The sequence below is a fragment of the Xanthomonas sp. NCPPB 901 genome, from assembly GCF_056725085.1.
This window is the reverse complement of record NZ_CM161511.1, coordinates 1,970,421-1,988,263: the sequence shown is the minus strand read 5'-3', so window position 1 is coordinate 1,988,263 and position 17,843 is coordinate 1,970,421. Positions and strand designations below refer to the sequence as shown.

Here is a 17,843-nt window from a genome sequence, read left to right as displayed (position 1 = left end):
GATATGCCGCTGCCGCTTCACGTTTTGTCGCGCCTGCCCATCTTTCGCCCGCGTCCGGCGCGACGCCTGCCGGCGCTGCTGGCGAGCGTGCTGTTGTGCATCGCACCACAGCTGCACGCGGCACCGCAGACGGTGGCCAGCGTCGACTCGCCCGGCAAGGCCCTGCAGGTCTCGCTGCAACTGGACGACGGCCGCCCCAGCTACCGCGTGCTGCGCCTGGGCGAACCGGTGGTCGGCGACTCGCAGCTCGGCTTCCAGTTGCGCGACGGCAATTTGGACCGCGACCTGGCCGTGCTGGACCAGCGCAGCCGCAGCGTCGACGAGACCTGGGAACAGCCATGGGGCGAGCGCCGCTACGTGCGCAACCACTACAACGAGTTGCGTGTGGAGCTGGGCGAGCGCGGCGGCCGCCAGCGCCGCTTCGCGGTGGTGTTCCGCGTCTACGACGACGGGCTCGGCTTCCGCTACAGCTTTCCGCAGCAGGCCGGCATGCAGGAAGCGATCATCGACGAGGAGCTGACCGAGTTCGACATCGTCCCCGATGCGACCGCCTGGTGGATCCCGGCCGGCGGCACCATCCACTACGAATACCTGTACCGGCGTACGCCGCTGCGCGAAGTGCCGCTGGCGCACACGCCGTTCACCCTGCGCAGCCAGGACGGCCTGCACCTGGCCATCCACGAAGCCGCCCTGGTCGACTACGCCGGCATGTGGCTGCGCCGCGGCGAAGGCCAGCGCCTGCATGCGCAACTGTCGCCGTCGGCGGAAGGCTGGAAGGTGCGCCGCGCCCTGCCCTTCGACACGCCGTGGCGCACGCTGCAGATCAGCGACACCGCCGGCGGCCTGGTCGATTCCAACCTGATCCTCAACCTCAACGAACCCAATGCGCTGGGCGACGTGAGCTGGGTGCATCCGGCCAAGTACGTCGGCGTGTGGTGGTCGATGCATTTGAACGAGCAGACCTGGGCACGCGGCCCCAGGCATGCCGCCACCACCGCCAACACCCGCCGCTACATCGACTTCGCCGCCGCGCACGGCTTCCGCGGCGTGCTGGTGGAAGGCTGGAACCCCGGCTGGGACGGCGACTGGGGCGGCAACGGCTATGACTTCGACTTCACTCGCCCCACCGCGGACTTCGACATCGCCGCGCTCAGCGCCTACGCAGCGAAAAAGGGCGTGCATCTGATCGGCCACCACGAGACCGGTTGCGCGGTGGAACACTACGAGGACCAGTTGGATGCGGCGCTGGATCTGTATGCGCGGCTGGGCGTGGACACCTTCAAGACCGGCTACGTCTGCGAGGACGGCCAGGTGGACCGGCGCAATCCGGCCGGCGGTCCGCTGTGGCGCGAATGGCACGATGGCCAGTTCATGGCCCGCCACCATCTCAAGGTGGTGCAGGAGGCGGCCAAGCGCCATCTGTCGGTCAACGCCCACGAGCCGATCAAGGACACCGGCCTGCGCCGCACCTACCCGAACTGGCTCTCGCGCGAAGGCGCGCGCGGCATGGAATACAACGCCTGGGGCGAGCCGCCGAATCCGCCGGAGCACGAAGTCGATCTGGTGTTCACGCGGATGCTGGCCGGCCCCATGGACTACACCCCCGGCATCCTCAGCCTGAAGGGCCGCGACGGACGCGCGATTCCAAGCACGCTGGCGCGGCAGCTGGCGCTGTACGTGACCCTGTACAGCCCGATCCAGATGGCGGCCGACCTGCCCGAACACTACCTGCAGCACCGCGACGCCTTCCGTTTCATCGAGGACGTGGCAGTGGACTGGGACGACAGCCGCGTACTCGACGGCGAGGTCGGCGATTACGTGACCATCGTGCGCAAGGACCGGCACAGCCGCGACTGGTTCCTCGGCAGCATCACCGACGAACACGGCCGCGTCCTGCCGATCGCGCTGGGCTTCCTCGAGCCGGGCGTGCGCTACCGCGCCGAGATCTACCGCGACGGCGATGCCGCCGACTACCAGCGCAATCCGTTCGACTTCGTGCGCGAGCAGCGCGAAGTCACCAGCGGCGATCGATTGCAGGTGAAGCTGGCCCCCGGCGGCGGCCAGGCGATCCGCTTCGTCCCGCTGGATCCGGCGCCGACCTCCGCCGGCACGGCCGCGCCGCGCTAGCGCGCCACCATGCCGCATGCGGCGCCGCCGGCGGCACGTCGGCGGCGCACGCGCGCGATGCCTGGTCACATGCACGGCGTCGCGCCATCGTGCGCGGCAGGACAGCGCTGCGGCGCAGGGCAATTGGGCAATACGTGTGCCGTGCCATCCACAACGCGACCCAGCAACCCCGCGCTGGCGCGAAACCGTGGCACTGCTACCGCGCCGCGTCCGCGCGTTCACGAGGGGCCACGTCGACGCATCGAGCATGCGCCTGTTCGCAACGACACCGGCGTCGCGACGTGCACGCGACAGTGCGGCCCTGAAAGCGCTTCCAATGCGATGCGCTCCAGTGAATACGTATGCAGCGGGCGTTCGCGACGAAGCCGCGTGTCTACCATACAGCGCAATCGCGACACCGCCGTGCGGCGGCGCGACACGCACATCCGGCCGCCTCGCCGGTTCAGATCTTCGCAAGACAACATTGCCTGGGAGGGGAAAATGTTGAACCACAAGCGCAACGCGCTGACGCTGGCGCTGGCCGTCGCACTGACGCCGATGCTGGCCGCTGCACAGTCCGAGACCGCCACCACCACGTCCAACGATCCGGTCACCGAACTGGACAAGGTCCAGGTGACCGGCATCCGCCGCGGCATCGAAAACGCCATCGCGGTCAAGCAGGACGCCACGTCCATCGTCGAGGCGATCTCGGCCGAGGACATCGGCAAGCTACCGGACGTGAGCATCGCCGAATCGCTCGGCCGCCTGCCCGGCCTGGCCGCGCAGCGCGTCGCCGGCCGCGCCCAGGTGATCAGCGTGCGCGGCCTGTCGCCGGACTTCGCCACCACACTGCTCAACGGCCGCGAAGTGGTCAGCACCGGCGACAACCGCAGCGTCGAGTTCGACCAGTACCCCTCGGAACTGGTCAACGGCGTGACCGTGTACAAGACGCCCGATGCCGGCCTGGTCGGCCAGGGCCTGTCCGGCACCATCGACATGCAGACCGTGCGCCCGCTGAGCTTCCCGGACCGGGTGATCGCGCTCAGCGGCCGCCTGCAGAAGAGCTCGCTCGGCAAGGCCGCCGATGTCGACGCCTTCGGCAACCGCTTCAGCGCCAGCTACATCGACCAGTTCCTGGACAACACTCTGGGCGTTTCGATCGGCTATGCCCACAGCGACATGCCGATCCAGGAAAACCAGGTCGGCCTGTACGAGCCGTGGACCACGCAGAACACCGACAGCGGCAGCCGCCCCGGCGTGGCGCCGGGCACCTACTTCTCCGACGGCATCAAGGCGCTGCGCCGCACCGGCAACAACAAGCGCGACGGCGTGATGGCGACCGTGCAGTTCCGTCCGTCCAGCAGCTGGACCAGCACCTTCGACGCGTTCCATACCGAAGCCGAGCAGATCGACACCGCCAACCAGTTCGAGGTCAATCTCAGCAACTTCAACGGCGGCTACACGCCCGGCCTGCTGATCACCAACCCGCAGGTCGACGCCAGCGGCAGCTTCACCGGCGGCACCGCCAGCGGCGTGTATCCGCTGGTGCGCGGCATGTACAACAAGCGCAAGGACAAGATCGACGCGTTCGGTTGGAACAACGAGTTCAACCTCGGCAGCGTGCGCCTGATGGCCGACCTGAACTACTCCAAGGCGACCCGCAAGGAGTTGAACCTGGAGAACAACCTGCAGCTGGTGCCGATGCCGCAGCTCGATACCGTCGGCCTGGTGATCAAGCCCAACGGCTTCTCGCAGATCACCCCTGGCCGCGACTACTCCAACCCGAACGACCTGTTCCTGACCAACACCATCTACGGCTCCGGCTACGGCAAGGTGCCGGAGGTCGAGGACCGCCTGAAGGGTGGCCGCCTGGCGGCGACCTTGCCGGCACCGCAGGCGTTGACCTGGTTTTCGGACATCGACGTGGGCGTGAACTACGCCGACCGCCGCAAGCAGAAGACCCAGGCCGAGGGCAACATCCTGCTCGGCGCGCAGGGCGACACCAGCATCGCCAGCGACCTGCAGTACGACCCGGTCAACCTGGGCTTCGCCGGCATCGGCACCATCCCGGCCTGGAACGTGCCGGCGGCGGTCTCGCGCTACATGAGCTTCAACCCGGTCACCAATCTGGACTACCTGATCCCGAAGTCGTGGACCGTGCAGGAGAAGATCACCACGGCCTGGGTCCGCGCCAACATCAACACCGACATCGGCGAGGTCGGGGTGCGCGGCAACATCGGCGTGCAGCTGCAGCACGCCGACCAGAGCTCGCAATCCAGCTACTTCGACCAGTCACGTCCCGCGGGCCAGAACGTGCTGCCGATCGATGCCGGCAAGACCTACAACGACTGGCTGCCGAGCCTCAACCTGGCCTTCCTGTTCCCGCACCAGCAGACCCTGCGCTTCGCCGCGGCCAAGCAGGTGGCGCGGCCGCGCGTGGACCAGATGCGCGCCGGCCTGGACTTCGGCGTCGACACCTCCACCGGCAAGCCCGGCGGCAGCGGCGGCAATCCCCTGCTGGACCCGTGGCGCGCCAACGCGCTGGACCTGTCGTACGAGAAGTACTTCGGCGAGAAGGCGTACGTGGCGGCCGCGGTGTTCTACAAGGACCTGAAGAGCTACATCTATACGCAGTCGCGCGACGACTACGACTTTTCCGCCTTGCTCGCCAGCTATGTGCGGCCGCCTGGCATGACCGTGCCCGTGCAGACGACGGGCACCTTCTCCTCGCCGCAGAACGGCAAGGGCGGCACCTTGCGCGGCCTGGAGCTGACCGCGTCGTTGCCGCTGGACATGTTGACCGACAGCCTGCGCGGCTTCGGCGTGCAGGCCAGCGCGACCTTCAACGACAGCGACATCAAGATCCTCGATCCGGAAAGCGCCTCCAGCGTCGGCTCGGCGCCGATCGACCTGCCCGGCCTGTCCAAGCGCGTGTACAACGTCACCGCCTACTACGAGCGCAACGGCTTCGAGGCGCGCGTCAGCCAGCGGCGGCGCTCGGACTTCATCGGCGAGATCGGCAACTTCAACGGCAACCGCACGCTGCGCTATGTGGTCGGCGAGAACGTCACCGACGCCCAGCTCAGCTACACCTTCGCCGACGGCAGCACCCTGGCCGGGCTGAGCCTGCTGCTGCAGGCGAGCAACCTGACCAACTCGCCCTACCGCACGTACGCCGGCACCAAGGACCGCCCGCTGGAGTACGTCGAATGGGGACGCACCTACATGCTGGGCGTGAACTACAAGTTCTGAGCCCCGCCAAGAGGATGCAGACGACGCCCGCCGGCGCACCCGGCGGGCGTTTTTTCGTTGCGCGGTTGCGGCTGCGGTGAGGTCGAATGCCTGGGAGCTCAGCGGCGAGAGGGAAGATCGCGATCGGGCAGCGGTGGCAGTCCCTTTCGTCATCCGGAGGGAAGACGAGTAGTTCGCAGGGACGCGCGCGCTACTCTTCCCGAAGGCGAGGAAGCTCCATACCCGAACGTCCGATCGGGAGTCCGGACCAACCTGGTCGCCCTCCGGACGATAGGGCTCCGACAAAGCGGGGCTACGGCAGCCGATCGAGAGTGGCATCACCATCGCGGACAATGGCTTGCAGCGGAAGGCCGCGAGCACGCGCAACTGCCCGCGTCGGCGGGAAAGGCGGTGTTGCAGATCGCCAAGGCCGACGCGTGGGCCTGGCGACCTCGGGACGATGCCCGAAAGTGCGGCGCAACGCCCACGCGGCGTCGTGGCGCACCCCCATGGCGGCGTTATGGCAATGTCCCCGGCGCCGGGCGAGGCGGCACGACGGGCGGTTCATCGTGTGGACCGGCAACGCCGTGTCTGGATCGGCCCTTGTGTGCTGGCGACATCTACCGCAACGTCGTGGCCGCTGGCGCATGCCACCAACCGATGTCGGCACTCCGGATCGATCCGTACCGCTCACCCAAGCGCCGACGTGGCCGCCGCACGTATGCGGCCCAGTCCGGTGCGAGCCGGATCGTCAGATCAGCCAACGGCCTCTCCGCAGTGCCGCAGCCGCATCAGCAGCGATGCGGCATTCCCCTCGACAGCGATCGCCCATCCGCGCTCACGCGCCCTGCAGGCACACCATCGCATAGCCGGGCAAACGCAAGCGCTCGCCAAGCGCCCCAGGCTCCACGCCCGGTACCTCCAGCGCCTGCCAGGCTCCCTCCGGCACCGCCACCTCGGCGGCCTCGGCAGACAGGTTGAACGCCAGCAGCAAGGTTTGCGCCGCATGGCGGCGCTGGAACATCAGCACGGGCTCGGCCGTCTCGTGGAACACGATGTCGCCCTCGCGCAGCGCCGGATGGCGCTTGCGCCAGGCCAGGAACCGGCGGATCGCTAGCAGTACCGACTGCGGGTCGGCCTCCTGCGCCGCCACCGATTGCGCACGATGCGCTGGCGCGACCGGCAGCCAGGGCGTGCCCGTACTGAAGCCGGCCTGCTCGCCGGCATCCCACGGCAGCGGCGTCCGGCATCCATCGCGGCCCTTGAAGTTCGGCCAGAACGCGATGCCATAGGGGTCCTGCAAGGCCTCGAACGGCACGTCCGCCTCGCCCAGGCCCAGCTCTTCGCCCTGGTAGAGGCAGACCGAGCCGCGCAGCGAGCACAGCATCGCGACCAGCAGGCGCGCGAAGGCCGGCGTCTCGGCGCCCTGCCCCCAACGCGTCACTGCGCGCTGCACGTCATGATTGGAAATCGCCCAACACGGCCAGCCTTCGGTCATCGCCGCTTCCAGGCGGGAGACCGTCTGGCGGATGTAGGCGGCGCTGAAATCGTCGGTCAGCAGTTCGAAGCTGTAGCCCATGTGCAGATGCCCGGCCCGCGTGTACTCGGCCGTGGTCGCCAGCGAATCTTCCGACGAGATCTCGCCCAGGCTCACCGTCCCCGGATAGCGGTCGAGCAGGCTGCGCAACTTCTGCAGGAACGGCAGATTCTCCGCCTGCGTGTTGTTGTAGTAGTGGTACTGGAAGGCGTACGGATTGTCCGGGCTGAAGCCACGGCCGACCCGCTTTTCCGGCGGCTTGGGCGGGTTGTCGCGTAGCTGCGGATCGTGGAAGCAGAAATTGATCGCATCCAGCCGGAAGCCGTCCACGCCGCGCGCCAGCCAGAACTCGACGTTGTCCAGCGTCGCCTGCTGCACCTGCGGATTGTGGAAGTTCAGATCCGGCTGCGACGCCAGGAAGTTGTGCAGATAGTACTGCGCCCGGCGCGGCTCCCATTGCCACGCCACGCCGCCGAAGATCGACAGCCAGTTGTTCGGCGGCGTCCCATCCTCGCGCGCATCGGCCCACACGTACCAATCGGCCTTCGGATTGTCGCGGCTTTGCCGGCTCTCCTTGAACCAGTCGTGCTCGACCGAGGTATGGCTGAGCACCTGGTCGATCATCACCTTCAGGCCCAGCGCATGCGCCTTGGCCAGCAGAGCATCGAAGTCGGCCATGGTGCCGAACAGCGGATCGACCTCGCGGTAGTCGGCGATGTCGTAGCCGAAATCGGCCATCGGCGACTTGAAGAACGGCGAGATCCAGATCGCATCGACGCCCAATGCCGCGATGTAGTCCAGCTTGCGCACGATTCCCGGCAGATCGCCGATGCCATCGCCGTTGGCGTCGAGGAAGCTACGCGGATAGATCTGATAGATGACGGCACCGCGCCACCATGGAGCCTGAGACATGCAACGCCCCCCTTCGGGCAGAAATCGCGCGTGCGACAGGCACGCGAAACGCCGCGTTAGAGTAGCGTTGATGTCTCAAGTTCAGACATAGATGCATACGTATTCACGCCAACGGACGGATAAAACTGGTGAGAGGCCGGCGGCGAGACGAAATTGCTGGCACGTCAGAGTTCGCACGGACGAGCAATAAACCAGAAATAAAGAATTCAAATCATAAATGAAAATTTCAACGCAAAATTAAATTCCCTTACGAATCAATATTTCTTAAACTGAGCCTCCGAACAATCCGTGCCTCTGACAACACATTCGGAGCCAGATGCCTCCTTACACCGGCGCAACGCCTCTTTCGTAGCCGCCTCGACACTTACAGCACTTACTATCTTTCCCACTCCGCTGCCGTCGGGGCCCTGGACGACCGCTACGCACTGGTTTTTATACGTGAAAGCAACCTTGCAATCCGAATTGCCGAGATCAGCACATCTTTTCAACGCGCCAGGCTCGGCATCCTTTTCGGAAAATCTACCGGTGCTGCTTCCGATGTCTCCACTGGACGCCGTCGCGATCGCACCCCACGTTTTAATCCACTCTCCTGTCGGACGGGCAGGAGCCTCAGCACAGCCAGGACTTGGGCCACATTGAGAACTACCTGGCGCCACGCCGGATGGACACGCCGTTTGCGCAGATGCCATCGAGCTGATCAACAGACAAGATAAAAAGAAGATGGGTTTCACAGCAGCCTCCAAAACCTAATTAACCTAGGTCCTGAGGCCTGAATCTGCCAACTCCCGTCTGGCCATTCGCACCGGAGGAGAAGCCAGGCTGTCTCAGCGCATGATTTTGCGTAACAGCGCTGGAGGGATTGAAATCATTGCCTCGATAGGACGCGTCATTGCCAGGCGACTGCGGCGTATAGGGCCTACCAGTCGCCGGATCCCGCTGGCAACAGCGTGAGCAGCGCAACCACACCAACGACACGAACGACACGAACACGACTGAATGCTTTCGTCCTCTTGTCCATGCGCAACTCAACAAAGATCTTGTAGAAACATCCCCGTGCGTAACCAAGGCAAGGCGGTCAGTTGACCGCCGCCGCCCCCCGATTATCCGAAGACATCGATCTCGCCGGAGCCGATTTTCCGGATCCCTTACGCCGTGCATAGAACTCGTTCAACCACTGCTCTGGCGTCAGGTCGTCCGGCACGACGCCATGTTCCTTGGCTTTGCGCTCCAACACCTCGTGCATGATTTCGATATTGTCGGTCGACGCCGAGATGACCGACAGTGCATCGTCCATGCCGCGGAGGTTGAGCTGGCACACCGACGACCCGTGGCCCTGCTTGACCAGGAAGCAGCGCGAGCGCTCGTCCAGGCTGACCACGACCTGGTACTCGGCCTCGGTGAGCTTGAGGCCGTCCATGTAGTCTTCCTTGCTGGCATTGGGATTGGGCAGCAGGATCATGGTCGCGGTCTGTTCGACCAGCGCCGCGGAGATGTCGCTGGCGAGCGCATCCTCCGGGCTCTGGGTGGCGAAGATGCCGAGGCCGTTCTGCTTTCGGATGGTCTTCTGCTTGTTCTTGGCGAACTCCTTCAGGCCACCCTTGCCGTCGAGGATCTTCCAGAACTCGTCCATCACGTAAATCAACGGCCGGCCGTCGATCAGCGCCTCCAGCCGATGCAGCAGGTAGTTGATGACCGGAACGCGTACTTCAGGGTTGTCGATGACGTCGGTGTAGTCGAAGCCGATGATGCTGGCCTTCTCGAGATCGATCGTGTCGACCGGGTTGTCGAACACCCAGCCGTGCGAGTTGCCGGCGGTCCACTTGCGCATGCGGGCGTACAGGCCGTCGTCGCCCATGTTGGGCAGGCTCTTGCGGAAGTTGGTCATGCTGCGCAGGTGCATCGGCGTATCGAGCATGCCTTCCACGCCACGGAAGATGTCCTCCTCTTCGCGCGAGGTGTACTCGATCTTGCCGGCCAGGACCTTGATCAGGTCGGCCAGGAACTGCACGTTCGCCTCGGTGCGCTCGCACTGGAACGGATTGAAGCCGGTGGGCTTGCCGTTCTCCAGCGCCAGGTAATTGCCGCCGCAGGCGCGCACGAAGATCTCGGCGCCGCGGTCCTTGTCGAAGAAGAAGATGGTCGGGACCGGATCGAACTTCTGCACCTGGCTGAGCAGGAAGTTGATCAATGCGGTCTTACCGGTACCCGACTTGCCGATCACCATGGTGTTGGCGATCGCCTTTTCGCCCAGCGAGTTCTCCGCCGGGTGCGTCGCGTGGAAATTGAAGTAGTACGGCTGACCGTTGGTGGTCTGCAAGGTGGTGACGCACTCGCCCCACGGATTGTTGTCGCGCTTGCCCTGGGCGAAGTTGTGCAGCGGCGACAGGCCAAGGAAGTTCAGCGAGCTGACACTGGCGATACGCGTGCGGTAGCGCCAGTTCCCCGGCAATTGGGCGTAGAAGGAGGACGCGACCGCCAGATCCTCCTTGGTCGAGACGAAACCGGCATTGGACAGCTCCGCACGCGTGGTGGCGACCTGCTGCGCGAGCTTCTCCTGCGTATCCGCGTAGACGGCGATGGTGAAGTGGTACTCGCCCAACACGAAATTGCCCGACGACAACTGGTCCATGGCCAGGTCGAGCTCGTGGATCTGGCTGACCGCCTTGTCGCCGGAGGACACCATCATGCCCTTGGTGCGATCGAGCACCTTCAGCGCATCGTGCCGCCCCATCGGGCTGAAGGAGTGAGTCACCACGTACTCGAAATCGAGATACTTCAAGCCATTGAGAATGCCGGGATAGGTCCCGTCGGTGTATTCCTTGATGTTCAGAATGGCGCCGAAGTGATTGATGCCTTCAGGCGTCTTGATCACGAAGTCGCCGGTCTTGTTGGCGAACATGTGCTTGCTGACCGGCAGATAGGCGGGCACCGGCGCCTGCAGCACCGGCACCGGCTCGTCGATGCGGTTGATCAGATAGCCGAAGAACTCCAGCGCCTCGGAGAACACCACGCCATTGCTGGCTTCGTACATGCTCAGGCGGTAGGGCGAATAGTCCTTCAGCACGGCTTCGACATTGCCCGCCAACTCGAGCACCTTGGCGATCGCCTGGTCCTGCTCGGACTGCAGCTGGGGAATGCTCGACGACTTGTCCATGAGACGCTTGCCCGTCACCACCGGGCGATAGATCATCGTCATGTACAGCTCGTTCTGCATGATCTTCTGCGACGACAAGGTGCCGTAATACTGGTCCGACAGGTCCTGGTTGAAGGCCTGCTTGAACTTTCCCGCATTCTTGATGCGGCGACGGCGGCGCACGTCGTGCACCCAGAACGCCACGTTGGCGAAATCCGGGGCACGCAGGGTCTGCAGCATGCGATTGAAGGTGTTGTGACGGTGTTCGATCTCCCACTCTTCGCGGCCCACGAACGGAAGCCCGCCCAAGTGCCAGATCAGCATGAAATCTCCTCCCGTCGTCTTCAGCACGGACGGCGCCACATGCGTGGAGATGGAGATGAACTCGCTGATCGAAGTATCCGGGATGAACATAAGGGAATAACTCAGAATCCGTTTCGTCTTGCAAAGGCCCGGCGCAGATGCTCCGGGAACCGCCAGCCACGCGCTACCGCCATCGCGCGCCGACACGAAAAACCGAACAACCCCATGCACGACACATACGTCGTGCATGGGGTCGACACCCGGTGCCCGGCTCCAAACTAGCGCTTGGCGCCTGGCACGTCTTTCCTGTACTCATTCGGCGAGAACACCCACATGCCGGAATAGCGCTGCAGGTTGCGCACGCGCATCCTCATCATCCAGCGCAAGCCGAGCATGCGGAAGATCATCTCGTCCCGCTTGGTCATCTGCTGCATGACGAAGACGATGACCGGAATGAGCGCCAGCAGCCACATATTGAAATAGATACCCATCAGGAAGCCGCCACCGGCACCGATGAAGAACGGGACGTAGGGCACCCCGAAAAACATCGCAGGCCGCGTACAGCCCCGGAAAAGTACGTTCTTATGCATACTGCATCGCGTGCTGAACGAGCGTGATGGCGGCAGTGCAGGACGTCTGGCCGGTATCGCCGATCAGCATCTTGGCCAACTGGCCGGCAGCACCGATCAGCACGCCCCCCAGCAGCACCGGCGCCACTTCGGCAACGCGCTTGTGCGCGAAGGCGATCTGGTAACCGGCGAAGACAACCGCGATGGTCACCACCACAATCGAGGCCATGTTCAGGATGTTGTTGGTCTTGCCGAGGAAACCACAGACCTTCTGATCTGCACCGGCGTAGTCGGTACCGGTCGCCATCGCGGCGCCGGAGGCGAATACGGCCGCGGTGAACATCGCCGCCTTCAATGCCGCCATGCCGATGATCTTGGCGTTCGAATTCACTTCAGCTTTCTTGAACATCATGGGTTTCTCCTTGACTTGGAAACAGGGTGGTCAAAAGCCATTTGCATGGCCGTGCTACTGCATCTGGCTAGAATACGAAGGCCCCGTCGCCAGACGTCGGCGACGGCGTACTTGTGCCAGGAACGGCCGCTCCCGCCACGGCTGGAGGCGCGTGTGCGGCAGCGTGCGGAGCTGGGGGCTCTCCGCCACCTGCAGGAACCGCCACTCCTTTGCCGGCGCCTGTCGGTCGTATTACATAAAGATCGGAATCTGCAGCAGCGGCCTGAGCGGGTGCAGCCGCTACGGCACCCGCCGTTGGCTGCACCGGCGCCGCAATGGCAGCCTGGGCGGGCACGGACGGTTGCGTTTCCCTCGTGAAACCGCTGGCGAGCCGATCGGCCGCAGAGTCGATGCGCCGCGACACGATCGAATCGACTTCACGTATCGCTGCAGCCCTGACGGAGTCGGTGACAACGCGGCGCACGCCCCCTGCCGGGATCACCGGGATCGCACCTGCGGTGGAGCCGGCAAGCGCCCTGCCCTGGTTGATCGACGCATAGACCTTCTGCACGTAACCGTGCCGATACCCGGTCTCGAAGTTGCCGGAGTAGTAGCAACTGAACGACTTGCCCCAGTTGCCGCCGGAGCGGTTGTAGCATTCGGCCAGGATCTTCGACGCGGCCTGCAGATTCGGGCAGGTCTTGAACGCCTTTTCGTAGGTATCCAGACCGTACTTGATCAGGTTGTAGCGATTGACCTGCCCCAGGCCGAGCGAAAAGTTGTAGCCCTTCTCCTCCAGCATCCGCGCCGTCGCGACCGCTTCGGACAGGTTCTGCGGCTGGCGCACCAGGCGCCCGCCGACCACCCCGATCGCGAACGGATTGTGCGACGACTCGACGCGCACAACGTGCTGCATGACTTCAGCCGGAACCGCCATTTCGGGACAGCTCAGTAGTTCCATGCCTGGCAACATGCCGTGGTTACTCCTTATGCATCGGCGCACCGGAAACGCGTCCGGAACACCGCAGATGTCGCAAATCAATCGTGTTGGAAGAAAAATTCAAAGTCAATCGGCGCTGTTTTGCCCTATCACCTTGGTGAACATATTCATCCACCGCCCGAATGCATGCGCTCCGGATCGAAATCGATACCGGTGATATAGCGCCGGCCCGCGTGCGATTTGATGTGGACAACGATGTCGATGGTCATCATCAGCAGCCGCTTGATGACGGAAAACTCCAGGCCCGATCCTTCGGCCGACGCCTTGACCATCAGCGCCAACTGGTCCCAGGTCTGCCCGATGCTGCCAGCATGGCAACTGGTGATGGAACCTGGATGACCGGAGGCGCAGTTGCGGATGAAGTAGAACGACTCGTCGCCTCGCAGCTCGGCCAGGATGATGCGGTCGGGCTTCATGCGCAGGCACGCTTCCATGCAGCTCTTCGCCGTGACGTTACTGGTGCTTTGTCCGCCTTTCGAATAGAGCAAATGCACGGAATTGGGCTGGCTGATGAAGAGCTCGCGCGCGTCTTCGATCGTCACCAGCCGTTCTTCGTGCGGAATGTGGTTCACCAGCGACTTCATGAAGGTGGTCTTGCCGCTGCCGGTGGCGCCGGCGACGACGACGTTCTTCTTGAACAGCACCGCCTTCTTGAAGAATTCGGCGTAATCGCGCTGCCGCCGCAGTTCCAGCAACTCCCGATCCTGCTCGCTGAGGCCCGATTGCACCTCCAGGATTTCCTGGAAGAAGCCGTCTTCCTTGTACTGCTCCAGGGTCTTGGTGTGCTTGGACGGCAGACGGATGGTGATGGATACCTTGCCGGCGTCGCAGGCCGGCGGGATCACGAACTGCGCGCGCTGACCGGTAGGAAAGGTCAACGACACCACGGGATCGGCATCGGTGATGCGCTGGCCGGTGTTGCTCTCGTTGACCACTGCCGTGCAAAACTGCCGCGCGCGCTCGAACGTCAGCGACGGAATCTCCAGTCGCTGCCAGCCACGCAGGGTCTCCAGATACAGCTCGCCAGGACGGTTGATACAGATTTCCGTCACTTCCGGCGAGTTCAGGTAATCCAGGATGCCCAGCACCGAGTACTGGTAATCCAGGAAATCCGTGGAGATCTGCGCAGTCGGAGAGTCGTCGAACGTCACGTCGCTGTCTCGCTCGCGATCAACGCGGCAACACCGCGGTGAAGTCGACGTCCTTGGCCACGTAGACGTTGACGATGGTGCCCTGGTTGATGGTCACGGTGGCGGGACGACGGCGATCCAGGGCCTGGTCGGCCAGACGCTGGATGGACTGGGCCGTGTTGCTCTCGTACGGCTGCTGGGTGACCACGCCGGAGTTGAGACCCACCGTCGTCGTCTTCGGACCATTCTCGGCCGCTGCCCACTTGAAGGCGTCGCTCAGCATGCTGATCATCAGTGCGGACGAGATGCGGCTTGCCCAATGCGCGCTGTATTGACCCGGGTGGCCGGAGCTGCCGAGATTGTCGACGCCCGGTCCAACCAGCGTCACATCGATGCCGGTGGGCGTGGTGATGCGATCCCAGACCACCTGCATGCGCGGACCGGTCGGCTCTGCAGCCCCGTACTGACCGAGGATCTTCGACCCCTTCGGTAACAGCAGGCGGCGGCCGTTGATGGAGTAGACCGGCTCGGTGATGATGCAGGAGGTGAAACCCGGGAAGTCGGTGATGATCCGGGTCTCCAGCACGCAGCGGATGTAGGTGCCGCGCACCAGCAAACCGTCCGGGTTGGCGATCGGCTTGGCAGAGGTCTCCTGCCCTTGCTGCAGCGGTGCGCCACCCTGCTCCTGTCCCGGCAGCATGCCGCCCATGCCCTGGCCACCACCAGACTCCTGTTGCAGGCCGGCCATACGCCGCTCCAGCAACGATGGTCCGCGCTCCTGCCGCGCCGCCGACTGCATCTGCGCATCTGCGTTGGTGGGCATCGGCGGCAACGGCGGCAGGCTCGGCTGCTCGGCCAGTGGCACCGGCTCTACCTGCTGCACCGGCGGCGGCGCCGCGGTCTGCGGCAACGCAGGTGCCACCACCGCTTCCTGGCGCGGCTTCGGTGCCGGCTCGGGCGTGCTGCTGCCGCTCACCAGCCAGAAGATCGCCAGGATCAGCAGCGCGGCGATACCGGCGAGGAACACCAGCGCCTTGCGGTTGAGCTTCTTCAGGTCGCTGGACCGGAGCACCGGCTCGTTGGCGTCCAGATCCGGGTCGGCAGTCTGCTGCTGGCGGGCGAAATAGGGATTCTCGCGCGGCGCATCGTCCGCACGCGGGGAACGCGGCTGACCGTGGTCGTTGCCGTAATTTTCGTCAGACGGGGGTAGATTCGAGTTCACTTTTGCTTGTTCCTACGCAAGCCGACAACATTCTTGCCGTGGCGGATGACCAGGAAGGGATAGGTCCCGTGGACAATCAGGGTGTTGCCCTCGACTGTGGTATTGACCAGGAAATCCTCATCGCTCTCCTTCTCGCGGCCGAACACGGCCGGGAAATTGCCTGTCGGGAAACGCGTCAGATCCATTTTGATGTAGGTGAACTTGCCATCGTCGTAGACGCTGCTCGGCACGATCCATGGTTGCTTGGAACGCGTCGAATAGTCGTAGTCGAAGTAGTAATGACGGTCCTTGGTCAGGCGCGTGTCGAGCTGCGACTCATCCTTCACCTCGTCGCTGGCCGCGGCAAAGCTGGTGTCCTTCGGATAGGTGAAGGTCACCTTGTACTGCACGCCGGCCTGCTTGGCCTGCTCCAGCCGCTGCCAATCCGTGGCTACCACCTTCAATTCCAGGATGTAGGAATGGGTAGCGGTGCGGATCATCATGTTGGTGTCGACGTCGACGTTCTTCGGCTTCAGATAGAAGACGTTCTCGCGACGACTGAGTTCCCAGCCACTGGTGAAACCGGTGCTGTAATCCAGGATCTTCTCGTTCGGGCTCAGTTCGATCTGGGTAGTGATGCCCAGGCCGGTACGCACCTGATAGATCTTGTCGGGCTCGTACTCGTACTGCTGAACCACCTGGGCCGACGCAATCGGCGCGAACAGGCCCAGAGCCAGCAACGCAAGATGCGCCGAACCGGTTTTCGTCAGGAAACTCATCGAACGTTCGCTCCATTACCGTTGTGCTGAGGTGCAACGCTGGGTGCAGGACGCGCCGCAGCCGGCTGCGCTCCTGGATAAACAGGCGCGCTCGCCGGATTGACCGACGGCGCCTCCTGCGGAACCGGCATCGTGCCGTTCGCGCCCGGCGCCATCGGCTGACCAGGCATCTGCTGCACCGGCACTTGTCCTGCCGCTCCCGGCATCTGGGCGGCCGCCGGCTGCTGAACCGCGCCGGTGGCAGGGGTCTGCACGGCGGACGACGGCGGAACCGGCATGGCCGAGTAGTCGTTATCGACCCGGTAATCGGTCACCTGGAACCCCAGCGGATTCTGCACCCGCAGTTCGTCTCCCATGGCCAGATTGCTGTTGTAGCGGAAGGCCATGATGGCGAACTTGTTGTCGAGCAGCGTGGATTGCCCCGTCTTCTTGTCGTAGATGCTGCGCTGGAAGCGCACATTCGCACCGCTATAGGGCTTGCCGCCGCCGCCGAGCAACGAGATGCTCAGAATCTTGACCCGAATCGAGCGCGCCTTGCCGTAGGTGTAATACGGGGCCGAGGGGTTGTTGGGCGCGTGCAGATTGAAATACTCGGCCCCCACGGCGGTATCCCGCGGCGCCATCGAAAACACCGTATTCCAGTCGTTGAGTCCCATCATCTCCGAGTCGTAGGACTCACGTGCGGTGATGAAACGCGCCACATTGCTCTTGGCCAAAGCTTCACTGCTGGTGATGCTCTGCACGTCCCCGCTGTTGCGCAACACCGAGACCGTGGAGGTGCCGGTATACGCATCCGCCATCACCAGATACGGCACTTTTTCCTTCAACGGCAGCATGTAGTAGTACCCGCCGCCAAGCAGCAGGCACAGGATGATGGCGCCGAACGCGACCCACCACGCACGGCGCTCGCTGCGGCGCGCCAGATCAGCGATGCTGATTTCGTAATTGACCGCCTTCGCTACCGCTTTGTTGACGTTTTCGCTTTCGACCGGCTTTTTACCGAACATCAGACTTCACCAGGTTTCGTAATGTGGCTGCCGGCGCACCGCGTGCGCGCCGACGGTGACGTCACTTCGCGCTGCCACTGGCCGTGGCCGCTGGTGCGCCGCTCAGCGATGACGACGGCTGCACCAGGATGCGATTGCCTGCAGCGGTCACGCTCACTCCTTCCTGCGCATAGACCACGCTCAGCTCGGCGACCGCCTGCTGGATGCTGGTCGTGTTGATCTTGGCGACCGGCGCGTACAGCGTGTAGTCGGACTGGATGCCATAGGACAGCTGCATGTTCGAATCCTTGGCCCAGCGCTCGAGCATCGTCTTCAGCGTGCCGTCCATCGGGATCGCCTGGTACACGTACGACGAGTACAGCGGAATCTCCATGGTCGACTCGGAGAAACGATTGACCGGCTTCCACTTGCCACGGAAGTCGGGTGCCGGCCTGGTTGCACAGGCGCTCAACAGCGCGACGGCGCTCAACGTAGCGATCAGCCGAAACATATGCGTTCTTTTCACGCGAGCCTCTGAATTGCGGAAACGTATGAAGAGCGGGCG

At 63.9% G+C, this 17,843-nt stretch carries 13 protein-coding genes; 2 read left to right on the top strand and 11 right to left on the bottom strand.

Features of this window, described 5'->3' with window-relative positions; all coding sequences use genetic code 11:
• Positions 1 to 3 precede the first annotated feature (3 nt).
• Positions 4 to 2,127, top strand: a complete 2,124-nt coding sequence (locus tag AC1PME_RS08185; protein ID WP_481097826.1) for a glycoside hydrolase family 97 protein — start codon at positions 4 to 6, stop codon at positions 2,125 to 2,127.
• Between the two features lie 480 nt (positions 2,128 to 2,607).
• Positions 2,608 to 5,358, top strand: a complete 2,751-nt coding sequence (locus AC1PME_RS08180) for a TonB-dependent receptor (RefSeq protein WP_254461104.1) — start codon at positions 2,608 to 2,610, stop codon at positions 5,356 to 5,358.
• An 817-nt stretch (positions 5,359 to 6,175) separates the two neighbouring features.
• Here the strand turns inward: AC1PME_RS08180 and AC1PME_RS08175 are convergent.
• The 11 genes from AC1PME_RS08175 to AC1PME_RS08125 form a co-directional block, all read right to left on the bottom strand.
• Entirely contained in the window at positions 6,176 to 7,786 is a 1,611-nt protein-coding gene (locus AC1PME_RS08175; protein ID WP_481097825.1) for an alpha-glucosidase, read from the bottom strand.
• A gap of 254 nt (positions 7,787 to 8,040) precedes the next feature.
• Entirely contained in the window at positions 8,041 to 8,475 is a 435-nt protein-coding gene (locus AC1PME_RS08170; RefSeq protein ID WP_481098089.1) for a DUF4189 domain-containing protein, read from the bottom strand.
• A 386-nt stretch (positions 8,476 to 8,861) separates the two neighbouring features.
• Positions 8,862 to 11,333: a VirB4 family type IV secretion/conjugal transfer ATPase gene (locus AC1PME_RS08165; protein ID WP_307549787.1), complete on the bottom strand. Its 2,472-nt coding sequence runs from the start codon at positions 11,331 to 11,333 to the stop codon at positions 8,862 to 8,864.
• Between the two features lie 167 nt (positions 11,334 to 11,500).
• Positions 11,501 to 11,812 (bottom strand): VirB3 family type IV secretion system protein, encoded by a 312-nt coding sequence (locus AC1PME_RS08160; protein ID WP_254461101.1) that lies wholly within the window; start codon positions 11,810 to 11,812, stop codon positions 11,501 to 11,503.
• Complete coding sequence (locus AC1PME_RS08155; protein ID WP_429002530.1) at positions 11,805 to 12,200, bottom strand: TrbC/VirB2 family protein; 396 nt, start codon at positions 12,198 to 12,200, stop codon at positions 11,805 to 11,807. Before AC1PME_RS08155 ends, AC1PME_RS08160 begins: the two co-directional genes overlap by 8 nt.
• A 70-nt stretch (positions 12,201 to 12,270) precedes the next feature.
• Positions 12,271 to 13,155 (bottom strand): lytic transglycosylase domain-containing protein, encoded by an 885-nt coding sequence (locus AC1PME_RS08150; RefSeq protein WP_430543950.1) that lies wholly within the window; start codon positions 13,153 to 13,155, stop codon positions 12,271 to 12,273.
• A 134-nt stretch (positions 13,156 to 13,289) separates the two neighbouring features.
• On the bottom strand, positions 13,290 to 14,333 hold the full coding sequence (virB11, locus tag AC1PME_RS08145; protein WP_254461099.1) for a P-type DNA transfer ATPase VirB11: 1,044 nt from the start codon (positions 14,331 to 14,333) through the stop codon (positions 13,290 to 13,292).
• Positions 14,334 to 14,352: 19 nt separating this feature from the next.
• Positions 14,353 to 15,534 carry a TraB/TrbI/VirB10 family type IV secretion system protein gene (locus AC1PME_RS08140; protein WP_307549782.1) on the bottom strand — a complete coding sequence of 394 codons (1,182 nt, stop codon included), beginning with the start codon at positions 15,532 to 15,534 and terminating at the stop codon, positions 14,353 to 14,355.
• Entirely contained in the window at positions 15,531 to 16,292 is a 762-nt protein-coding gene (locus tag AC1PME_RS08135; RefSeq protein WP_254461097.1) for a TrbG/VirB9 family P-type conjugative transfer protein, read from the bottom strand. Before AC1PME_RS08135 ends, AC1PME_RS08140 begins: the two co-directional genes overlap by 4 nt.
• Positions 16,289 to 17,299: a VirB8 family type IV secretion system protein gene (locus AC1PME_RS08130; protein WP_481097824.1), complete on the bottom strand. Its 1,011-nt coding sequence runs from the start codon at positions 17,297 to 17,299 to the stop codon at positions 16,289 to 16,291. The genes AC1PME_RS08135 and AC1PME_RS08130 overlap by 4 nt, the downstream gene beginning before the upstream one ends.
• Positions 17,300 to 17,360: 61 nt before the next feature.
• Positions 17,361 to 17,789, bottom strand: a complete 429-nt coding sequence (locus AC1PME_RS08125; RefSeq protein ID WP_254461095.1) for a toxin co-regulated pilus biosynthesis Q family protein — start codon at positions 17,787 to 17,789, stop codon at positions 17,361 to 17,363.
• Between the last annotated feature and the right edge of the window lie 54 nt (positions 17,790 to 17,843).

Excerpts from the sequence above, each read along its gene's own strand:
- AC1PME_RS08185 (WP_481097826.1), top strand. The coding sequence starts at position 4 with ATGCCGCTGCCGCTTCACGTTTTGTCGCGCCTGCCCATCTTTCGCCCG.
- AC1PME_RS08180 (WP_254461104.1), top strand. The coding sequence starts at position 2,608 with ATGTTGAACCACAAGCGCAACGCGCTGACGCTGGCGCTGGCCGTCGCA.
- AC1PME_RS08175 (WP_481097825.1), bottom strand. The coding sequence starts at position 7,786 with ATGTCTCAGGCTCCATGGTGGCGCGGTGCCGTCATCTATCAGATCTAT.
- AC1PME_RS08170 (WP_481098089.1), bottom strand. The coding sequence starts at position 8,475 with ATGGCATCTGCGCAAACGGCGTGTCCATCCGGCGTGGCGCCAGGTAGT.
- AC1PME_RS08165 (WP_307549787.1), bottom strand. The coding sequence starts at position 11,333 with ATGTTCATCCCGGATACTTCGATCAGCGAGTTCATCTCCATCTCCACG.
- AC1PME_RS08160 (WP_254461101.1), bottom strand. The coding sequence starts at position 11,812 with ATGCATAAGAACGTACTTTTCCGGGGCTGTACGCGGCCTGCGATGTTT.
- AC1PME_RS08155 (WP_429002530.1), bottom strand. The coding sequence starts at position 12,200 with ATGTTCAAGAAAGCTGAAGTGAATTCGAACGCCAAGATCATCGGCATG.
- AC1PME_RS08150 (WP_430543950.1), bottom strand. The coding sequence starts at position 13,155 with ATGTTGCCAGGCATGGAACTACTGAGCTGTCCCGAAATGGCGGTTCCG.
- AC1PME_RS08135 (WP_254461097.1), bottom strand. The coding sequence starts at position 16,292 with ATGAGTTTCCTGACGAAAACCGGTTCGGCGCATCTTGCGTTGCTGGCT.
- AC1PME_RS08130 (WP_481097824.1), bottom strand. The coding sequence starts at position 17,299 with ATGTTCGGTAAAAAGCCGGTCGAAAGCGAAAACGTCAACAAAGCGGTA.
- AC1PME_RS08125 (WP_254461095.1), bottom strand. The coding sequence starts at position 17,789 with ATGTTTCGGCTGATCGCTACGTTGAGCGCCGTCGCGCTGTTGAGCGCC.